Raw genomic sequence first — 15,811 nt, 5'->3', positions numbered from 1 at the left:
TCAACACCCGGAAGCAGGGGCGCTATCCGCTCCCACGCCACATCAGTCAGCTCACCACGACCCACCACAAGATCAATTATCAGACAGGGCCTAGGACTCCAGGTATCTCAGGACCGCGAGGATCCGCCGGCTGTGGCCGGTGGTGTGCGACAGCTCCAGCTTGTCGAAGATCGCGTTGAGGTTCTTCTCCACCGCACTCACGGAGATGTGCAGTTGCTCCGCGATCGCGGGGTTGGTGAGCCCTTGGGCGAGGGTTTCGAGCACGCTGCGCTCGCGGGGCGTGAGGCGGGCCAGTGGGTCCCCGTGCGTGGAACGGATGACCAGTTGCCGCACCACCTCGGGATCGATGGCGGCGCCACCCGCCTGGATGCGCTCCAAGGCGTCCAGGAACTCGTCGACCTGCGCGACCCGGTCCTTGAGGAGGTACCCCACCCGTTCCGCACTGGAGGCCAGCAACCGGGCCGCGTAGTGGCGTTCGACGTGCTGGGAGAGCACCAGCACGCCGGTTTCCGGCCACCGCTCGCGGATCTCCAGGGCGGCGCGCAGCCCCTCGGTGGTGTGCGTCGGAGGCATCCGGATGTCGAGGACGACGATGTCCGGCCGCCGCGTCTCCATCTCCTTCAGCAGGGACACGGCGTCCCCGAACGAGGCCAGGACCTCATGCCCCTCCTCGACGAGGAGCCGTACGAGGCCCTCCCGCAGCAGCGTCGAGTCCTCGGCGAGCATCAGACGCATGGAAGCTCCGCGGTCACCATGGTGGGTCCCCCCTCGGGGCTGTCGATGTGCAGGGTGCCGTCCAGTGCGTCCACCCTGCCGCGCAGGCCGCTCAGCCCGAGGCCCGCGGGATCCGCGCCGCCCTTGCCGTTGTCCTGGGTGCTCACCGTGAGCACGGCGCCGTCCAGCACCACGCCCACCGACACGGCTGTGGCGCCGGAGTGTTTGGCCGCGTTGGTCACGCATTCCGACACCACGAAGTACGCGGCGGTCTCCACGGGCCGTGGCAGGGGCCGGCCGACATCGAACACCGTACGGACGGGTATGGAGCACCGCTCGGACACCCCTCCCAGGGCCTCCTCGAGACCCAGGCTGTCGAGCGCCGACGGATAGACCCGCCAGGCCACTTCGCGCAGTTCCGCCAGTACGTCCCTCGACTCCTGGTGGGCCTGGAGCAGCAGGGCCTCCGCCTGTTCGGGCTCGCGCCCCCTGCGGGCCCGGCCGAGCAGCATGGCCAGGGCCACCAGCCGCTGCTGGATCCCGTCATGGATGTCCCGCTCGATGCGCCGGCGTTCGACGTCCACCGCCTGGACGACCGCCGCCCTGCTGCTGGACAGTTCGTCGATACGGCGGCGCAACAGCTCCTGCTCGGAGGGGCCGAAGCACTCGCGGGCGAGCCGGGAGTCCAGGGCGACGAGCGAGCGGAGTCCCTGGAGGCCGAGGAAGAGCAACACCCCGCCGAGGAGCATCTGCCCGAGCAGTTCGCCCCACCGCAGCGAGCCCTGGACCGCCCCCCTGGACAGCAGTCCCGCCAGGACCACACCGAATCCCAGCAGCCCGATCACCAGGGCGCACAGCAGGCCGGTGCAACTGCGGACCGCGAGGTAGCGGAGGACCTTCGGGCCGGAGACCTCGTAGTGCTCCGGGAAGCGGTCGTCGAAGAAGAGGGCCCTCCGCGCCCGCTCCACGCCCGTCAGCCGAAGCGCCCCCGCCATGAGGACACCGAGGGCGCGGGCCCGCGTGAGCGGCCACAGCAGGAAGGGGCCGAGAGCGGTGCCGGCCACCAGGAAACAGACGAATTCCGCCGACGCGGTCGCGCAGCCGAGGATCGTGCCCAGGCCCCGGCGTAACCAGGAAAGTGTCCGACCGCCCACGACGGCGGAGCGTAGTGCGGTCGCCGGGGTGCGGCAAGATCGGCCGGGGCGCGGAGGCGGGGCCGCCGCCCGCGGACGGCCGGGGTGGGTCATGAACTGCGGCGGTGCTGGGCCCGGTCGGTGGAGCGCAGCCTCCGCACGACGTACGTCGCGACGGCCACGACCACCAGGGCCAGTACGGCCTTGGAGGCGAGGCCGACGTAGGTCTCCACCGTCGCCCACCGGTCGCCCAGCCAGTAACCGGCCATGACCAGCAGCGAGTTCCAGATCAGGCTGCCGAGCGCGGTCAGGGCGGTGAAGACGTGGAGCGGCATGCGCTCCACACCGGCGGGGACGGAGATGAGGCTGCGGAAGACCGGCACCATACGGCCGAAGAAGACCGCTTTGGTGCCGTGCTTCGCGAACCACTCCTCCGTGCGCACCAGATCGGAGGCCTTCACCAGCGGCAGCTTCCCCCAGATGGTGTGCATGCGTTCACGCCCGAAGGCCGCGCCGATCCAGTAGAGGACCATGGCCCCCACCACCGAGCCGAGTGTGGTCCAGAACAGCGCGGAAGCCAGGCTGAGTACCCCCTGCCCGGCGGCGAACCCGGTCAGCGGCAGGATCACTTCGCTCGGCAGCGGTGGGAACAGGTTCTCCAGCGCGATGGCCAGGCCGGCTCCGGGGCCGCCCATCGTGTCGACGAGCTCCGTGGCCCAGCCCGCGATACCGCCCGAGGGCTCCTGCGACGAAGCCGAGTACGTGAGATGCATATGAGTCTCCAAGGCGGCGGGTCGTTACCCGGGGCGTGTACCCCCGATCACCCTCCACGTTAGAAACCGCAGCTCATCGACCGGTATGCGGATGGCCGCCCGGCCCGCTGCGGTTCTCCGCAGGGAGCGGACCTGCGGAGAACCGCACCCCCTGCGCCCGGCGGGGGTGCGGGACGGCCTCGCACTCAGTTGCCTGCGATGTCCTTCACCGCGACCGCCACCGGCTTGCTCCCGCTGATCAGTTCCAGCGTGAGGCCCGCCGTCGCCGAGGTGTCCAGCAGCTCCATGAGCACCGCCGCCACGTCGTCGCGGGGGACCGGACCGCGGCCCGTCGAGGCGGCGAGCAGGACCTGGCCGGTCCCGGCGTCGTTCGTGAGCATGCCGGGGCGCAGGATCGTCCAGTCCAGGCCGCTCCTGGAACGTACGTACGCGTCCGCCTCGCCCTTGGCCCGCTGGTAGACGTCGAAGACCTCGTCGCCGGTGTGGCCGGGGTCGGCGCCCATGGAGGACACCACGACGTAGCGCCGCACCCCCGCCTGTTCCGCCGCGTCGGCGAAGAGCACGGCCGCTCCGCGGTCCACCGTGTCCTTGCGCGCCGAACCGCTGTCCGGGCCGGCGCCGGCCGCGAAGACCGCGGCGTCCGCGCCCCGCAGGACCTCCGCCGCCTCCTCGACGGACGCCGATTCGAGGTCGAGGACGACGGGCTCGGCGCCCGCCTCCCTCAGGTCGTCGCTCTGGTCCGGGTTCCGGATGACGCCCACCGCTTCGTCACCGCGCGCGGCGAGCAGCCGCTCGAGCCGCAGCGCGATCTGACCGTGTCCACCTGCAATGACAATGCGCATGCTTCCGACCGTACGCCGCGCGGAGCGCCCGCGCTCAAGGCCCGCCGCCGGAACCGGAATCGGTCCGTCCCTGGCGGGGGAGGTCGAGGGCCGAGGCGGCGGCCCCGGAGTCGCGGTACTCGCGTACGGCACTGGTCCGCGCCACCACGCGCCCACGGTGTACGACGATCCTGCTGTACGCGAGGGAGAGTGCTCCGGCCAGCCCGTCCCCGCGTACGGCGAGGAGTTCGGCGGGGAAGCCGGCCTCGACGCGCACCCCGGGCAGCCCCAGGGCCGCTCGGGCCGCGACGGAGACGGCGTCGTAGGCGTGTTCGGGGCGCAGGCCCTCCTGGGAGGCCAGCAGGTACGCCGCCTCCAGGGGGTCGCCCCGGCCGACGGGGTTGGAGGCGTCGCGCAGGGCTCCGCTGCCCGCGGCCACCCGCACCCCGGCGTCGCGCAGCAGCCGTACGGGCGGGGCGCCGCGGAGCCGGGCCTCGGAGCAGCCGCCCTGCGGGAGGCAGACCACGGTCACGGCTGCGGCGGCCAGCCGGTCGGCGGCGCGGGCGGCCTCGTCGCCGGGAAGCCGCGAGAGGCCCGCGCAGGGCCCGATGCAGACGCCCGGGCGCAGCCCGCCGGCCATGGCGGTCAGCCGGGCGAGCCGGGCGGAGTCGTCACCGTCCGTGTGCAGGTCGGCGGGGAGCCCGTGGGCGGCGGCGAGGTCCAGGACGGCTTCGGTGTGACCGGCCGGATCGGGGTCGAGGTCCGGACAGCCGCCGACCACGCCCGCCCCCATGTCCACGGCGTCACGGAGCACGGCGAGGCCGTCGGCGCCCGCCACCCCGGTGAGGAGCCGGGGCACGGCGACGGCGGTCAGGTCGGTGAGGCCCCGCAGCGAACGGCGGGCCTCCAGCACGCCCTCCAGCAGGCCGAGCTCCCGCACGCCGCCGACGCGCACATGGGCGCGCAGCGCGGTGGCCCCGTGGCTGAGCTGGAGCAGCGCGGCCTCGGTGGCACGGCGCCGGACGTCCTCGGGGCGGTGGGACGGCGAGCTTCCGGCGGTGGCGGTGAGCGCCGTGCCGGAGTGGGCGTGCGGCTCCGCGGGGGCGGGCAGCAGGAGGTATCCACGCAGGTCCAGGCGGATCCCCGGAGTGGTGAGGCTGCCCGCCGTCCCGACGGCCTCGATGAGCTGCCCGCCGATCCGCACGTCGACGGAGCGCCCGTCCGTGAGCCGTGCCCCGCTGAGGAGGAGTCCGGGCGCCTCGCCGGGACCTTCGGGCATCGCACCGCTCCTGGAAGTCCTGGACGACGAACAAGATCACGCAGAGTGCGCCGAGCCTAGGCCGGGGCCCGTTGCACTCCGAGGAAGAGCGAATTAGTCGTACGAATGTGGCCTCGTGAGGCAAGTGGTGGGGGCGGTGTCACAGGGGCCCGTGGCCCGGCCGGTGGAGAGGGCGTACGGGCTGATCAAGGGCCTGCTCAGGGGGGCGGGCGCCGGGGCTGTCCGAGGGACGGGAGGGGGTCCGGGGCGGGCCGCGGAAACGGATTTGGGCGTCGGCGACAGAGCGTGTAATGTCTTCCTCGCTCGCCCCAATAGCTCAGTCGGTAGAGCGTCTCCATGGTAAGGAGAAGGTCTGCGGTTCGATTCCGCATTGGGGCTCTGGTGATCGGGTGACCCCGCTTCGGCGGGGAAGCTCGTCATCAAAGCGGTGTAGCTCAGTCGGTAGAGCAAGCGGCTCATAATCGCTGTGTCACCGGTTCAAGTCCGGTCACCGCTACTAACGGTAGCCGATTGTGGGGTCGGTCCTTCGATCGGCTACTCTTTTTTGCGTTCATCCGTCCATCCGTCCGTCCAAGGAGCACTCACGTGGCTGCCACCGACGTCCGCCCGAAGATCACGCTGGCCTGCGTGGAGTGCAAGGAGCGGAACTACATCACCAAGAAGAACCGGCGTAACAACCCGGACCGTCTTGAGATGAAGAAGCACTGCCCGCGCTGCAACTCGCACACCGCGCACCGCGAAACGCGCTGAAACAGGCTCGTACACGAGGCCGTCCCCACTGGGGGCGGCCTCGTGTCGTTTATCTTGATGACTCGGGTGGTCAACGCCCCATTCGACTTTCACCAGGAGGTACCGGGCTCATGGCGCTCGACCAGTCCTTCGTGGGGCGGACCTATCCGCCCACCCCGGCGTACGAGGTAGGCCGGGAGAAGATCCGGGAGTTCGCGGAGTCGGTGGGTGACACCAATCCCGCGTACGTGGATCCGGAGGCCGCCAAGGCTCTGGGGCACCCCGACGTGATCGCCCCGCCCACGTTCGTCTTCTCCATCACCTTCAAGGCCGCGGGCCAGGTGGTGCAGGACCCGCAGCTGGGCCTGGACTACAGCCGCGTGGTGCACGGCGACCAGAAGTTCGCCTACGCGCGTCCCGTGCGGGCGGGGGACCGGCTGACGGTCACCTCGACGATCGAGGCCATCAAGACGATGGCGGGCAACGACATCGTGGACATCCGCGGTGAGGTGCGCGACGAGTCCGGTGAGCACGTGGTGACCGCGTCCACCAAGCTGGTGGCGCGCGCCGCCGAGGAGGCGTGATGACGGCGAACATCGCCTACGAGGCGGTCGAGGTCGGTACGGAGCTGCCGGCGCAGTCGTTCCCGGTGACCCGGGCCACGCTCGTGCGGTACGCGGGCGCCTCCGGCGACTTCAACCCGATCCACTGGAACGAGAAGTTCGCGCGCGAGGTCGGTCTGCCCGACGTGATCGCGCACGGCATGTTCACCATGGCCGAAGCGATCCGGGTCGTCACGGACTGGGCCGGTGACCCGGGCGCGGTCGTCGAGTACGGCGTGCGGTTCACCAAGCCGGTCGTCGTGCCGAACGACGACAACGGGGCGCTGATCGAGGTCAGCGGCAAGGTCGCCGCGAAGCTGGACGACAACACCGTCCGGGTCGACCTGATCGCCATGAGCGACGGCAAGAAGGTGCTGGGCATGTCCCGCGCCGTCGTGCGCCTGGCCTGAGCGGCACAGCCACTGGCCCGAGCGGCACAGTCACCTCGCCCGTCGGCACAGCTGCGAGCGGAGGGGCGCCCACGCGGCGCCCCTCCGCTGCCGTCCACCGCGCGGATGCCGCCCTTGACATGTTAGTGAGTGGCCAATAACTTACCGGCATGGCAAGGATGAGCGCAGAGGACAGGCGGGAGAGCGTCGTGCGGGCGGCGGTCGCCGAGTTCGCCCGCAGTGGGTACAACGGCACCTCGACGGAGGCGATCGCCAAGCGGGTCGGTGTCTCGCAGCCGTATCTGTTCCGGCTCTTCCCCGGCAAGCAGGCCATCTTCCTCGCCGCCTCCGAGCGGTGCCTCGCGGACACCAGGGAGGTGTTCATGAAGGCGGCCGAGGGGCTGGAGGGGGAAGAGGCGGAGCAGGCTCTGGCGCAGGCGTACCAGCGGCTGATCGTGGACGACCCCGACAAGCTGCTGATGCAGATGCAGATGTACGCGGCGGTGGCGGCGGCCGAGGCGGCGGGTGACCACGAGTTCGGTGAGCGGCTGCGGCTCGGATGGGTGGCGATGTGGGACGAGATCCACCTCCTGCTGGGCGCGGACCAGGACCAGACCACGTCCTTCCTGGCCTACGGCATGCTCATCAACACGCTGGCCTCGATGGGCTTTCCGGCCGGTCATCGCGTGTGGTCCGGCTTCCATCTCGCGGCCAGGCCGAGCTGACCCGACGCGGGTGCGCCGGTGGCCCGCCCGTTCTTCTGCCGACTTAAGTTAGTCATTGATAACTAACCCTTGGGGGGTAGTAGTGAAGCAGCAAGCATCCAGCCGCGGGGGAGCCGTCTGGGCCCTCGTCATCACGAGCGTCGCCGGATTCATGGCGGCACTCGACAACCTCGTCGTCACCACGGCACTGCCGTCCATCCGCGAGAGCCTCGGTGGCCGGCTGGAGGAGCTCGAGTGGACGGTGAACGCCTACACCCTCACCTTCGCGGTGCTGCTGATGACGGGCGCCGCGCTCGGTGACCGCTTCGGCCGGCGCCGGCTCTTCCTCGCCGGCCTCACGGTCTTCACCGCCGCCTCCGCCGCCGCCGCCCTCTCGCCGGGGATCGACGAACTCATCGTCTTCCGGGCCGTCCAGGGCGTCGGGGCCGCGGTCATGATGCCGCTCACCCTCACCCTGCTCACCGCCGCGGTCCCGCCCGCCAGGCGCGGCATGGCGCTCGGATTCTTCGGTGCGGTCACCGGACTCGCGGTCGCCAGCGGCCCCCTGATCGGCGGGAGCCTCACCGAACACATCTCCTGGCAGTGGATCTTCTGGCTGAACGTCCCGGTCGGTCTCGTGCTGCTCCCCCTGGCGCGACTGCGGCTGGCCGAGTCCTACGCCCCCGAGGCGCGGCTCGACGTCCCCGGCACCTTCCTGGTCAGCGGAGGCCTCTTCGGCATCGTCTACGCACTCGTCAGCAGCACGAGCGACGGCTGGACCGACCCGCTGGTGCTGACCGGGCTGATCGCCGGGACGCTCCTCCTGGGTGTCTTCGTCCGCCACGGGTTCCGCGCGAAGAACCCGGTCCTGCCCATGCGGCTCTTCAAGGACCGTGCCTTCTTCGGGATCAACATGGCGAGCCTGCTGATGTTCCTGGGCATGTTCGGCTCGATCTTCCTGCTCAGCCAGTTCCTCCAGAACGCGCTGGGTTACTCGCCGACCGAGGCGGGCCTGCGGATGCTGCCGTGGACGGGGATGCCGATGCTCGTGGCGCCCGTCGCCGGATACCTCGCCGACCGGTTCGGCGGCCGCCCCGTGGTGGTGACCGGCCTCGCCCTCCAGGCGGTTGGGCTCGGCCTCTTCGCCGCGGTCCTGGAACCGGACGTCGCCTACTCCGCCCAGCTGCCCGGCCTGATCGTCGGCGGCATCGGCATGGCCCTCTACTTCGCGCCCGCCGCCAGCCTCGTGATGTCCAGCGTCAGGCCGGGGGAGCAGGGCATCGCCTCCGGGGCCAACAACGCCCTGCGCGAGGTCGGCGGGGCCCTCGGGGTCGCCGTACTGGCCGCGGTCTTCTCCGCCCAGGGCGGATACGGCTCCCCGCAGGCCTTCTCCGACGGAACCGTGCCGGCCGTGTGGATCGGTGCCGGTGTGGTGGCCCTCGCCGCGCTCACGGCCCTGCTCATCCCGCGCCGCGGGCGGACGGCCGGCCCGGCGCCCGAACCCTCCGAGGAGCGTGTCTCCGTCGCGGCCTGACGCCCCGCCCCCGCCCGTACGGTCCATGGCCCGCTCCCGGGACGTGGACCGTACTCTTGTCCCCGTGCAGGAACTCCACGACGCCCCCCTCGCCCCCCTGACCACCTTCCGGCTCGGCGGTCCGGCCGACCGCCTCCTGACGGCCACCACCGACGCGGAGGTGATCGCCGCCGTGCGCGAGGCCGACGACAGCGGCACACCGCTCCTGGTCGTCGGCGGCGGCTCCAACCTGGTCATCGGCGACAAGGGCTTCGACGGCACGGCCCTGCGCATCGCCACCAAGGGCTTCACACTCTCCGGTACGGCGCTCGAACTGGCCGCCGGCGAGATCTGGACCGACGCCGTGGCCCGTACGGTCGAGGCGGGGCTGGCCGGGATCGAGTGTCTCGCCGGAATCCCCGGGTCCGCCGGGGCGACACCGATCCAGAACGTCGGCGCCTACGGGCAGGAGGTGTCCTCGGTCATCACCGAGGTCGTCGCCTACGACCGGCACACCCGGGAGACCGTCACCCTCCCGAACGAGGCGTGCGCGTTCTCGTACCGCCACAGCCGCTTCAAAGCCGAGCCCGACCGTTTCGTCGTGCTCCGGGTCCGCTTCGGGCTCGAGGACGCCGGCGGACAGTCGGCGCCCCTGCTCTACCCCGAGACCGCCAGGGCCATGGGCGTCGAAAAGGGTGACCGCGTTCCCGCCGCCTCCGCCAGCGAAACCGTCCTCCGGCTGAGGGCGGGCAAGGGGATGGTGCTCGACCCGGAGGACCACGACACCTGGTCGGCCGGATCCTTCTTCACCAACCCGGTCCTCGACGAGGCCGGGCACGCGCTCCTCCTCGCCCGCGCCGCCGAGCGCCTGGGCGCGGACGTCACGCCCCCCGCCTTCCCCGCGGGCGACGGACGGGTGAAGACCTCGGCCGCCTGGCTCATCGACAAGGCCGGCTTCACCAAGGGGTACGGCACCGGCCCCGCCCGCATCTCCACCAAGCACACGCTCGCCCTCACCAACCGGGGCGGCGCGACCACCGAGGACCTGCTGGCCCTGGCCCGCGAGGTCGTCGCCGGGGTGCACGAGGCCTTCGGGGTCACGCTCGTCAACGAACCGGTGACGGTGGGCGTCAGCCTGTAACCCGGCGCGCGGGCCGCAGGCTCAGTAGGCGACCCCCACGCCCTGCTTCAGCGCGGCCGGCTCGTCGATCAGCGCCAGCATCGCGTGGGCCACGTCGGCCCGCGCGATGGACCGGCCGCTCCGCGGGGTGCCGCCCACGACCGTCCGGTACGTCCCCGTCAGCGGGCCGTTCGTCAGCTTCGGCGGCCGCACGGACGTCCAGTCCGTCGCGCTCGCCGCCAGCGCGGCCTCCATGCGCGTCAGGTCCGCGTACACCTCCTTGAGGACCACGCCGATCACCCTGCGGACCGCCCGGTCGAGCAGCGGGTCGTCAGCGGGCTCGGGGCCGACCGGGGCCGCGCTCACGACCAGCAGCCGCCGCACCTCCTCCGCCTCCATCGCCTCCAGCACCAGCCCGGTGAGCCGCTCGGCGACGTCACCCGCCTTCCGCCCCCGGGACCCGAGCCCGGAGAGCACGGCGTCCCGCCCCGCGACCGCAGCGCGCACCGCGGCCCCGTCGCCCAGCGGAGCGACCGCGTGCAGGGCGGCGCCCCCGAGCCCGTCCGGGAGCCGGGCGGGATCACGGACCACCGCCGTCGCCTCGTGCCCCGCCGCCAGCGCCTGCCGTACGACCTCCTGGCCGACGGCCCCCGTCGCCCCGAACACTGTGAGCCTCATCGCGCACGCCCTCCTGAGTGGGTGAGTATTCACTTACCCTTAGGGTGAGTGGACGCTCACCCTTTCGTCAAGCCTTGCTGGAGCATCCATGGACCAGAAGCCGGCCCGCGTCCGCATCGTCGATGCCGCCCATGAACTCATGCTCGGCATCGGCCTCGCACGGACGACGACGAAGGAGATCGCCAAGGCGGCCGGCTGCTCCGAAGCGGCGCTGTACAAGTACTTCGCGAACAAGGAAGAGCTCTTCGTGACCGTGCTCGGCGAACGCATGCCGAAGCTCGGCCCGCTCCTGGGGGGCCTGCAGGCGGGCGAAGGGGACCTCGAACAGAACCTCACCGAGGTCGCCCGCCAGGCAGCGCTCTTCTACGAGCAGACCTTCCCGGTCCTCGCCTCGCTGTACGCCGAGCCCCGGCTCAAGCAGCGTCACGAAGCGGCGATGCGCGAGATGGGCACCGGCCCGCACAAGCCGATCCAGGGCCTCGACGCCTATCTCCGCGCCGAACAGCGGGCGGGCCGCGTCGTCCCCGGCGCCGACACCTACGCGGCGGCCTCGCTCCTGCTGGGCGCCTGCGCCCAGCGAGCCTTCGCCTACGAGGTGGGAGGGGCTCCGCAGTCCCTGGACGACTTCGCCGCGTCCCTCGCCCGCACCCTGCTGAGCGGCATCAGCTGACCAGCCACGCGTCGATCCCGTCCAGCAGCTTCTCCCGCACCTCGACGGGCGCCACCGACCCCCGCACGGACTGCCGCGCCAGCTCGGCCAGCTCCTCGTCGGTGAACGCGTGATGACGGCGTACGAGGTCGTACTGGGCGGCCAGCCGGGAACCGAAGAGCAGCGGATCGTCCGCGCCGAGCGCCATCGGCACCCCGGCCTCGAACAGGGTGCGCAGGGGCACGTCGGCGGGCTTCTCGTAGACGCCGAGCGCCACATTGGACGCGGGGCAGACCTCGCAGGTCACCCCCCGCTCCGCGAGCTTGCGCAGCAGCCTCGGATCCTCGGCCGCCCGCACGCCGTGCCCGACCCGGACCGCGTCCAGGTCGTCCAGGCAGTCCCGGACGCTGGACGGGCCCGAGAGCTCGCCGCCGTGCGGGGCCGCGATCAGCCCGCCCTCGCGGGCGATGGCGAAGGCGCGGTCGAAGTCGCGGGCCATCCCGCGGCGTTCGTCGTTGGAGAGCCCGAAGCCGATCACGCCCCGGTCCGCGTACCGCACGGCGAGCCGGGCCAGCGTCCTGGCGTCCAGCGGGTGTTTCATCCGGTTCGCCGCGATCACCACCCGGATCCCGAGCCCGGTCTCGCGGGCCGCACGGTCCACGGCGTCCAGGATGATCTCGATCGCCGGGATGAGCCCTCCGAGCAGCGGGGCGTACGACGTGGGGTCGACCTGGATCTCCAGCCATCCGGAGCCGTCCGCGACGTCCTCCATGGCGGTCTCGCGCACGAGCCGCTGGATGTCCTCAGGCGAGCGGAGGCAGGACCGGGCGATGTCGTACAGCCGCTGGAAACGGAACCAGCCCCGCTCGTCGGTCGCCCGCAGCTGGGGCGGCTCACCGCCGGTCAGGGCGTCGGGCAGGTGCACGCCGTACTTGTCCGCGAGTTCGAGCAGGGTCGTGGGCCGCATCGACCCGGTGAAGTGCAGGTGCAGGTGGGCCTTGGGCAACAGCCGTACGTCACGCTCCATCGATCGATCTTGCCGCACCCGAGGGGCGCGGCGGTAGCCGGATTCCCATGTGAGTTACCCGTCGAACAAAAAAGTGGCCCCCGGCAGGAGCCGGGGGCCACGCCACTCAGGTGGGTTTCCCGCGTCAGTCGCGGGCCTCGCCCAGCAGCTTCTGGAGCCGGGAGACGCCCTCGACGAGGTCGTCGTCGCCCAGCGCGTAGGAGAGCCGCAGGTAACCCGGCGTGCCGAAGGCCTCGCCCGGCACCACGGCGACCTCGGCCTCGTCCAGGATGAGGGCCGCGAGCTCGACGGAGTCCGCGGGGCGCTTGCCGCGGATCTCCTTGCCGAGCAGTCCCTTCACCGAGGGGTACGCGTAGAACGCGCCCTCGGGCTCGGGGCAGAGCACGCCGTCGATCTCGTTGAGCATGCGTACGATCGTCTTCCGCCGGCGGTCGAAGGCGGTCCGCATCTCGGCGACCGCGTCCAGGCTCCCCGTGAGGGCGGCGATCGCGGCGGCCTGCGCGACGTTGTTGACGTTGGAGGTGGCGTGCGACTGCAGGTTGGTCGCGGCCTTCACGATGTCCTTCGGGCCGATGATCCAGCCCACCCGCCAGCCGGTCATGGCGTAGGTCTTGGCGACACCGTTGACCACGATGCACTTGTCGCGCAGCTCGGGCACGACCGCGGGGAGCGAGGCCGCGGCGGCGCCGCCGTAGACCAGGTGCTCGTAGATCTCGTCCGTCATCACCCACAGGCCGTGCTCGACGGCCCAGCGGCCGATCGCCTCGGTCTCGGCCTCGCTGTAGACCGCGCCCGTCGGGTTGGACGGGGAGACGAAGAGGACGACCTTCGTACGCTCCGTGCGCGCGGCCTCGAGCTGCTCCACCGATACCCGGTAGCCGGTGGTCTCGTCGGCCACGACGTCGACCGGGACACCGCCGGCCAGACGGATGGACTCGGGGTAGGTCGTCCAGTACGGCGCGGGGACGATGACCTCGTCGCCCGGGTCGAGGACCGCGGCGAAGGCCTCGTAGATGGCCTGCTTTCCGCCGTTGGTCACCAGGACCTGCGAGGCGTCGACCTCGTAGCCGGAGTCGCGCAGCGTCTTCGCCACGATGGCGGCCTTGAGCTCGGGGAGCCCGCCCGCCGGGGTGTAGCGGTGGTACTTCGGGTTTCGGCACGCCTCGATCGCGGCGTCCACGATGTACTCGGGGGTCGGGAAGTCGGGCTCGCCGGCGCCGAAGCCGATCACCGGACGCCCGGCGGCCTTGAGGGCCTTGGCCTTGGCGTCGACGGCGAGGGTGGCGGACTCGGAGATCGCACCGATGCGGGCCGAGACCCGGCGCTCGGACGGAGAAGTTGCAGCGCTCATGCCCCCCATGCTCGCAGACCGGAAAACCCCTCGGCACAGGGGTTTCAGGGACCGGACAGGACTCGGACAGCATCCGGACAGGACCGGTCGGTTGTGGTCTGTTCGACGCGGCGCCGCTGAGCACGTACACTCACCTGTCGTTGGCCTTCATCAGCCACACCGTTTTCCCGACCGGCCCACCGGGGAGGATGCGGTAGGTTGGTGGAAACCACAAAGGGTCGTAGCTCAATTGGTAGAGCACTGGTCTCCAAAACCAGCGGTTGGGGGTTCAAGTCCCTCCGGCCCTGCTACACACTCCTTCGCCAGGATGTGTGCGCATGTACGTACTTCAATGCACCGCCGTGCGGCTCCACCGGGCGCGGCACGGCCACGACCCGGAATCAGGTGAGTAGCGTGACGGACGCCGTGGGCTCCATCGACATGCCTGATGCCGAGGACGAAACCCCCGAGTCGAAGAAGAAGACCCGGAAGGGCGGCAAGCGCGGCAAGAAGGGCCCTCTGGGCCGTCTCGCGCTGTTCTACCGCCAGATCGTCGCCGAGCTCCGCAAGGTCGTATGGCCGACGCGCAGCCAGCTGTCGACGTACACGGCCGTGGTGATCGTGTTCGTGGTCGTCATGATCGGTCTCGTCACCGTGATTGACTTCGGATTTGCGCGGGTCATCAAGTACGTCTTCGGCTGATCCCCGCGGAGGGCGCCTCATCGGCGCCCCTTTCGCATGTTCCACCCATTTGTATCCAGGAAGAAGCAGCCATCGTGTCTGACCCGAACCTGAACGACGACGCCGAGCCCACGGCGAGCGCCGTCGAGTCCGCCGAGGACGAGCTCGACATCGTCGAGGCGGCGGATGCCGTGGCCCCGGACCAGGTCGACGCTGCTGACGCCGCCGCGGGCGAGCCCGCCGAGCAGGCCGCCGTGCGTGCCGAGTCCGACGAGGACGAAGAGGCCGCCCAGGACGACGAAGAGGCCGTGGAGGAGTCCGACGAAGAGGCCGCGGACGAGTCCGACGAGGAGGAGGCCGAGCCGGCCGCCCCCGTCGACGCCGTCGCCGCCCTGCGCGAGGAGCTCCGCGGACTTCCCGGCGAGTGGTACGTCATCCACACGTACGCCGGTTACGAGAAGCGCGTGAAGGCCAACCTGGAGCAGCGCGCCGTCTCGCTCAACGTCGAGGACTTCATCTACCAGGCCGAGGTGCCCGAGGAAGAGATCGTCCAGATCAAGAACGGTGAGCGGAAGAACGTCCGTCAGAACAAGCTCCCGGGATACGTCCTGGTGCGCATGGACCTGACGAACGAGTCCTGGGGTGTTGTCCGCAACACGCCCGGCGTCACCGGCTTCGTGGGCAACGCCTACGACCCGTACCCGCTGACCCTGGACGAGATCGTCAAGATGCTCGCCCCCGAGGCCGAGGAGAAGGCGGCCCGCGAGGCGGCCGAGGCCGAGGGCAAGCCGGCTCCGGCCCGCAAGGTCGAGGTCCAGGTCCTGGACTTCGAGGTGGGCGACTCGGTCACCGTCACCGACGGCCCGTTCGCGACGCTTCAGGCGACGATCAACGAGATCAACGCCGACTCGAAGAAGGTCAAGGGCCTCGTCGAGATCTTCGGTCGTGAGACCCCGGTCGAGCTCAGCTTCGACCAGATCCAGAAGAACTGACGGCCTTCCGGCCCGTCTCTGGACACATGCCTACCGAGCAGGTCAGACAGGCTTCGCAGCCTGTCTGACCTGCTCGGTTTTTGGTCGCGCAGCTATACCCGTTATCGTTGTGCGGTATGCCTCCATCCGGATGACCGGAACGGCGGCGAAACACTCTCACTAGGACCCGGAGAGAGCAATGCCTCCCAAGAAGAAGAAGGTCACGGGGCTTATCAAGCTCCAGATCAACGCCGGTGCGGCCAACCCGGCGCCGCCGGTGGGCCCCGCACTGGGCCAGCACGGCGTCAACATCATGGAGTTCTGCAAGGCCTACAACGCCGCGACCGAGTCGCAGCGTGGCATGGTCGTGCCGGTGGAGATCACGGTCTACGAGGACCGCTCCTTCACCTTCATCACGAAGACTCCGCCGGCCGCCAAGCTGATCCTCAAGGCCGCGGGTGTGAACAAGGGCTCCGGCGAGCCGCACAAGACCAAGGTCGCCAAGATCACGGCCGACCAGGTCCGCGAGATCGCCACGACCAAGCTCCCCGACCTGAACGCCAACGACCTCGACGCCGCGTCGAAGATCATCGTCGGCACCGCCCGTTCCATGGGCATCACGGTCGAAGGCTGAGTCAGCCCCGTAGCCCTTCAGTGGTAGGACCAAGCGCTGGTCCGCACCACGACTCCACACTCTG

At 70.7% G+C, this 15,811-nt stretch carries 18 protein-coding genes and 3 tRNA genes; 13 read left to right on the top strand and 8 right to left on the bottom strand.

Annotated features, from left to right (window positions below):
- Nucleotides 1-90 precede the first annotated feature (90 nt).
- From AB0P41_RS27485 to AB0P41_RS27465, 5 genes are all read right to left on the bottom strand, one after another.
- Nucleotides 91-735, bottom strand: a complete 645-nt coding sequence (locus AB0P41_RS27485) for a response regulator transcription factor (protein ID WP_365934673.1) — start codon at nucleotides 733-735, stop codon at nucleotides 91-93.
- Nucleotides 726-1,868: a histidine kinase gene (locus AB0P41_RS27480; protein ID WP_356707730.1), complete on the bottom strand. Its 1,143-nt coding sequence runs from the start codon at nucleotides 1,866-1,868 to the stop codon at nucleotides 726-728. The genes AB0P41_RS27485 and AB0P41_RS27480 overlap by 10 nt, the downstream gene beginning before the upstream one ends.
- An 89-nt stretch (nucleotides 1,869-1,957) precedes the next feature.
- Nucleotides 1,958-2,620, bottom strand: a complete 663-nt coding sequence (locus tag AB0P41_RS27475) for a DedA family protein (RefSeq protein WP_356707729.1) — start codon at nucleotides 2,618-2,620, stop codon at nucleotides 1,958-1,960.
- A 185-nt stretch (nucleotides 2,621-2,805) separates the two neighbouring features.
- Entirely contained in the window at nucleotides 2,806-3,462 is a 657-nt protein-coding gene (locus AB0P41_RS27470) for an SDR family oxidoreductase (RefSeq protein WP_356707728.1), read from the bottom strand.
- Nucleotides 3,463-3,496: 34 nt separating this feature from the next.
- Nucleotides 3,497-4,720 carry an amidohydrolase family protein gene (locus AB0P41_RS27465; protein WP_356707727.1) on the bottom strand — a complete coding sequence of 408 codons (1,224 nt, stop codon included), beginning with the start codon at nucleotides 4,718-4,720 and terminating at the stop codon, nucleotides 3,497-3,499.
- 305 nt (nucleotides 4,721-5,025) lie between these two features.
- Between AB0P41_RS27465 and AB0P41_RS27460 the strand changes: the two genes are divergently transcribed.
- From AB0P41_RS27460 to AB0P41_RS27425, 8 genes are all read left to right on the top strand, one after another.
- A tRNA-Thr gene (locus tag AB0P41_RS27460) sits at nucleotides 5,026-5,098 on the top strand.
- Between the two features lie 45 nt (nucleotides 5,099-5,143).
- Nucleotides 5,144-5,216: transfer RNA gene (locus AB0P41_RS27455), tRNA-Met, on the top strand.
- Nucleotides 5,217-5,305: 89 nt separating this feature from the next.
- On the top strand, nucleotides 5,306-5,470 hold the full coding sequence (gene rpmG / locus AB0P41_RS27450) for a 50S ribosomal protein L33 (RefSeq protein ID WP_003956487.1): 165 nt from the start codon (nucleotides 5,306-5,308) through the stop codon (nucleotides 5,468-5,470).
- Nucleotides 5,471-5,580: 110 nt separating this feature from the next.
- Nucleotides 5,581-6,033 carry a MaoC family dehydratase N-terminal domain-containing protein gene (locus AB0P41_RS27445; protein WP_356707726.1) on the top strand — a complete coding sequence of 151 codons (453 nt, stop codon included), beginning with the start codon at nucleotides 5,581-5,583 and terminating at the stop codon, nucleotides 6,031-6,033.
- The gene (locus AB0P41_RS27440; RefSeq protein ID WP_356707725.1) at nucleotides 6,033-6,461 is read left to right on the top strand and encodes a MaoC family dehydratase; all 429 of its coding nucleotides are present in this window, start codon (nucleotides 6,033-6,035) and stop codon (nucleotides 6,459-6,461) included. The genes AB0P41_RS27445 and AB0P41_RS27440 overlap by 1 nt, the downstream gene beginning before the upstream one ends.
- A 158-nt stretch (nucleotides 6,462-6,619) precedes the next feature.
- Nucleotides 6,620-7,165, top strand: coding sequence for a helix-turn-helix domain-containing protein (locus AB0P41_RS27435; protein WP_356708095.1), 546 nt, complete (start codon nucleotides 6,620-6,622; stop codon nucleotides 7,163-7,165).
- Between the two features lie 82 nt (nucleotides 7,166-7,247).
- Nucleotides 7,248-8,678, top strand: a complete 1,431-nt coding sequence (locus AB0P41_RS27430) for a DHA2 family efflux MFS transporter permease subunit (protein ID WP_365934671.1) — start codon at nucleotides 7,248-7,250, stop codon at nucleotides 8,676-8,678.
- A 64-nt stretch (nucleotides 8,679-8,742) separates the two neighbouring features.
- On the top strand, nucleotides 8,743-9,798 hold the full coding sequence (locus AB0P41_RS27425; RefSeq protein WP_365934669.1) for a UDP-N-acetylmuramate dehydrogenase: 1,056 nt from the start codon (nucleotides 8,743-8,745) through the stop codon (nucleotides 9,796-9,798).
- Between the two features lie 21 nt (nucleotides 9,799-9,819).
- Here the strand turns inward: AB0P41_RS27425 and AB0P41_RS27420 are convergent, their stop codons facing one another.
- Nucleotides 9,820-10,455: an NAD(P)H-binding protein gene (locus tag AB0P41_RS27420; RefSeq protein WP_365934667.1), complete on the bottom strand. Its 636-nt coding sequence runs from the start codon at nucleotides 10,453-10,455 to the stop codon at nucleotides 9,820-9,822.
- 88 nt (nucleotides 10,456-10,543) lie between these two features.
- Here AB0P41_RS27420 and AB0P41_RS27415 point away from each other — a divergent pair, with 88 nt between their 5' ends.
- Nucleotides 10,544-11,125: a TetR/AcrR family transcriptional regulator gene (locus AB0P41_RS27415; protein WP_356707721.1), complete on the top strand. Its 582-nt coding sequence runs from the start codon at nucleotides 10,544-10,546 to the stop codon at nucleotides 11,123-11,125.
- Here AB0P41_RS27415 and AB0P41_RS27410 read toward each other — a convergent pair.
- Complete coding sequence (locus AB0P41_RS27410; protein WP_356707720.1) at nucleotides 11,118-12,131, bottom strand: adenosine deaminase; 1,014 nt, start codon at nucleotides 12,129-12,131, stop codon at nucleotides 11,118-11,120. The two genes, AB0P41_RS27415 and AB0P41_RS27410, sit on opposite strands and share 8 nt — an antisense overlap.
- 124 nt (nucleotides 12,132-12,255) lie before the next feature.
- Nucleotides 12,256-13,482 carry a pyridoxal phosphate-dependent aminotransferase gene (locus AB0P41_RS27405; protein WP_365934665.1) on the bottom strand — a complete coding sequence of 409 codons (1,227 nt, stop codon included), beginning with the start codon at nucleotides 13,480-13,482 and terminating at the stop codon, nucleotides 12,256-12,258.
- A 214-nt stretch (nucleotides 13,483-13,696) separates the two neighbouring features.
- Between AB0P41_RS27405 and AB0P41_RS27400 the strand changes: the two genes are divergently transcribed.
- The 4 genes from AB0P41_RS27400 to rplK all read left to right on the top strand — a co-directional run bounded on the left by AB0P41_RS27400 (nucleotide 13,697) and on the right by rplK (nucleotide 15,747).
- Nucleotides 13,697-13,769: transfer RNA gene (locus AB0P41_RS27400), tRNA-Trp, on the top strand.
- A 106-nt stretch (nucleotides 13,770-13,875) separates the two neighbouring features.
- On the top strand, nucleotides 13,876-14,163 hold the full coding sequence (secE, locus tag AB0P41_RS27395) for a preprotein translocase subunit SecE (RefSeq protein ID WP_356707718.1): 288 nt from the start codon (nucleotides 13,876-13,878) through the stop codon (nucleotides 14,161-14,163).
- 74 nt (nucleotides 14,164-14,237) lie between these two features.
- A complete protein-coding gene (gene nusG / locus AB0P41_RS27390) occupies nucleotides 14,238-15,134 on the top strand; it encodes a transcription termination/antitermination protein NusG (protein ID WP_356707717.1) in 897 nt (298 codons plus the stop codon).
- 178 nt (nucleotides 15,135-15,312) lie between these two features.
- Complete coding sequence (rplK, locus tag AB0P41_RS27385; RefSeq protein ID WP_356707716.1) at nucleotides 15,313-15,747, top strand: 50S ribosomal protein L11; 435 nt, start codon at nucleotides 15,313-15,315, stop codon at nucleotides 15,745-15,747.
- Nucleotides 15,748-15,811: the final 64 nt, after the last annotated feature.

This window comes from Streptomyces sp. NPDC079167 (genome assembly GCF_040686735.1).
Taxonomy (GTDB): domain Bacteria; phylum Actinomycetota; class Actinomycetes; order Streptomycetales; family Streptomycetaceae; genus Streptomyces.
The sequence above is the reverse complement of the archived record's forward strand: the minus strand, read 5'-3'. Positions and strand labels throughout refer to the sequence as shown.

Excerpts from the sequence above, each read along its gene's own strand:
- AB0P41_RS27435 (WP_356708095.1), top strand. The coding sequence starts at position 6,620 with ATGAGCGCAGAGGACAGGCGGGAGAGCGTCGTGCGGGCGGCGGTCGCC.
- AB0P41_RS27410 (WP_356707720.1), bottom strand. The coding sequence starts at position 12,131 with ATGGAGCGTGACGTACGGCTGTTGCCCAAGGCCCACCTGCACCTGCAC.
- AB0P41_RS27465 (WP_356707727.1), bottom strand. The coding sequence starts at position 4,720 with ATGCCCGAAGGTCCCGGCGAGGCGCCCGGACTCCTCCTCAGCGGGGCA.
- rplK (WP_356707716.1), top strand. The coding sequence starts at position 15,313 with ATGCCTCCCAAGAAGAAGAAGGTCACGGGGCTTATCAAGCTCCAGATC.
- AB0P41_RS27405 (WP_365934665.1), bottom strand. The coding sequence starts at position 13,482 with ATGAGCGCTGCAACTTCTCCGTCCGAGCGCCGGGTCTCGGCCCGCATC.
- AB0P41_RS27485 (WP_365934673.1), bottom strand. The coding sequence starts at position 735 with ATGCGTCTGATGCTCGCCGAGGACTCGACGCTGCTGCGGGAGGGCCTC.
- AB0P41_RS27475 (WP_356707729.1), bottom strand. The coding sequence starts at position 2,620 with ATGCATCTCACGTACTCGGCTTCGTCGCAGGAGCCCTCGGGCGGTATC.
- AB0P41_RS27440 (WP_356707725.1), top strand. The coding sequence starts at position 6,033 with ATGACGGCGAACATCGCCTACGAGGCGGTCGAGGTCGGTACGGAGCTG.
- AB0P41_RS27420 (WP_365934667.1), bottom strand. The coding sequence starts at position 10,455 with ATGAGGCTCACAGTGTTCGGGGCGACGGGGGCCGTCGGCCAGGAGGTC.
- AB0P41_RS27445 (WP_356707726.1), top strand. The coding sequence starts at position 5,581 with ATGGCGCTCGACCAGTCCTTCGTGGGGCGGACCTATCCGCCCACCCCG.
- AB0P41_RS27470 (WP_356707728.1), bottom strand. The coding sequence starts at position 3,462 with ATGCGCATTGTCATTGCAGGTGGACACGGTCAGATCGCGCTGCGGCTC.
- AB0P41_RS27415 (WP_356707721.1), top strand. The coding sequence starts at position 10,544 with ATGGACCAGAAGCCGGCCCGCGTCCGCATCGTCGATGCCGCCCATGAA.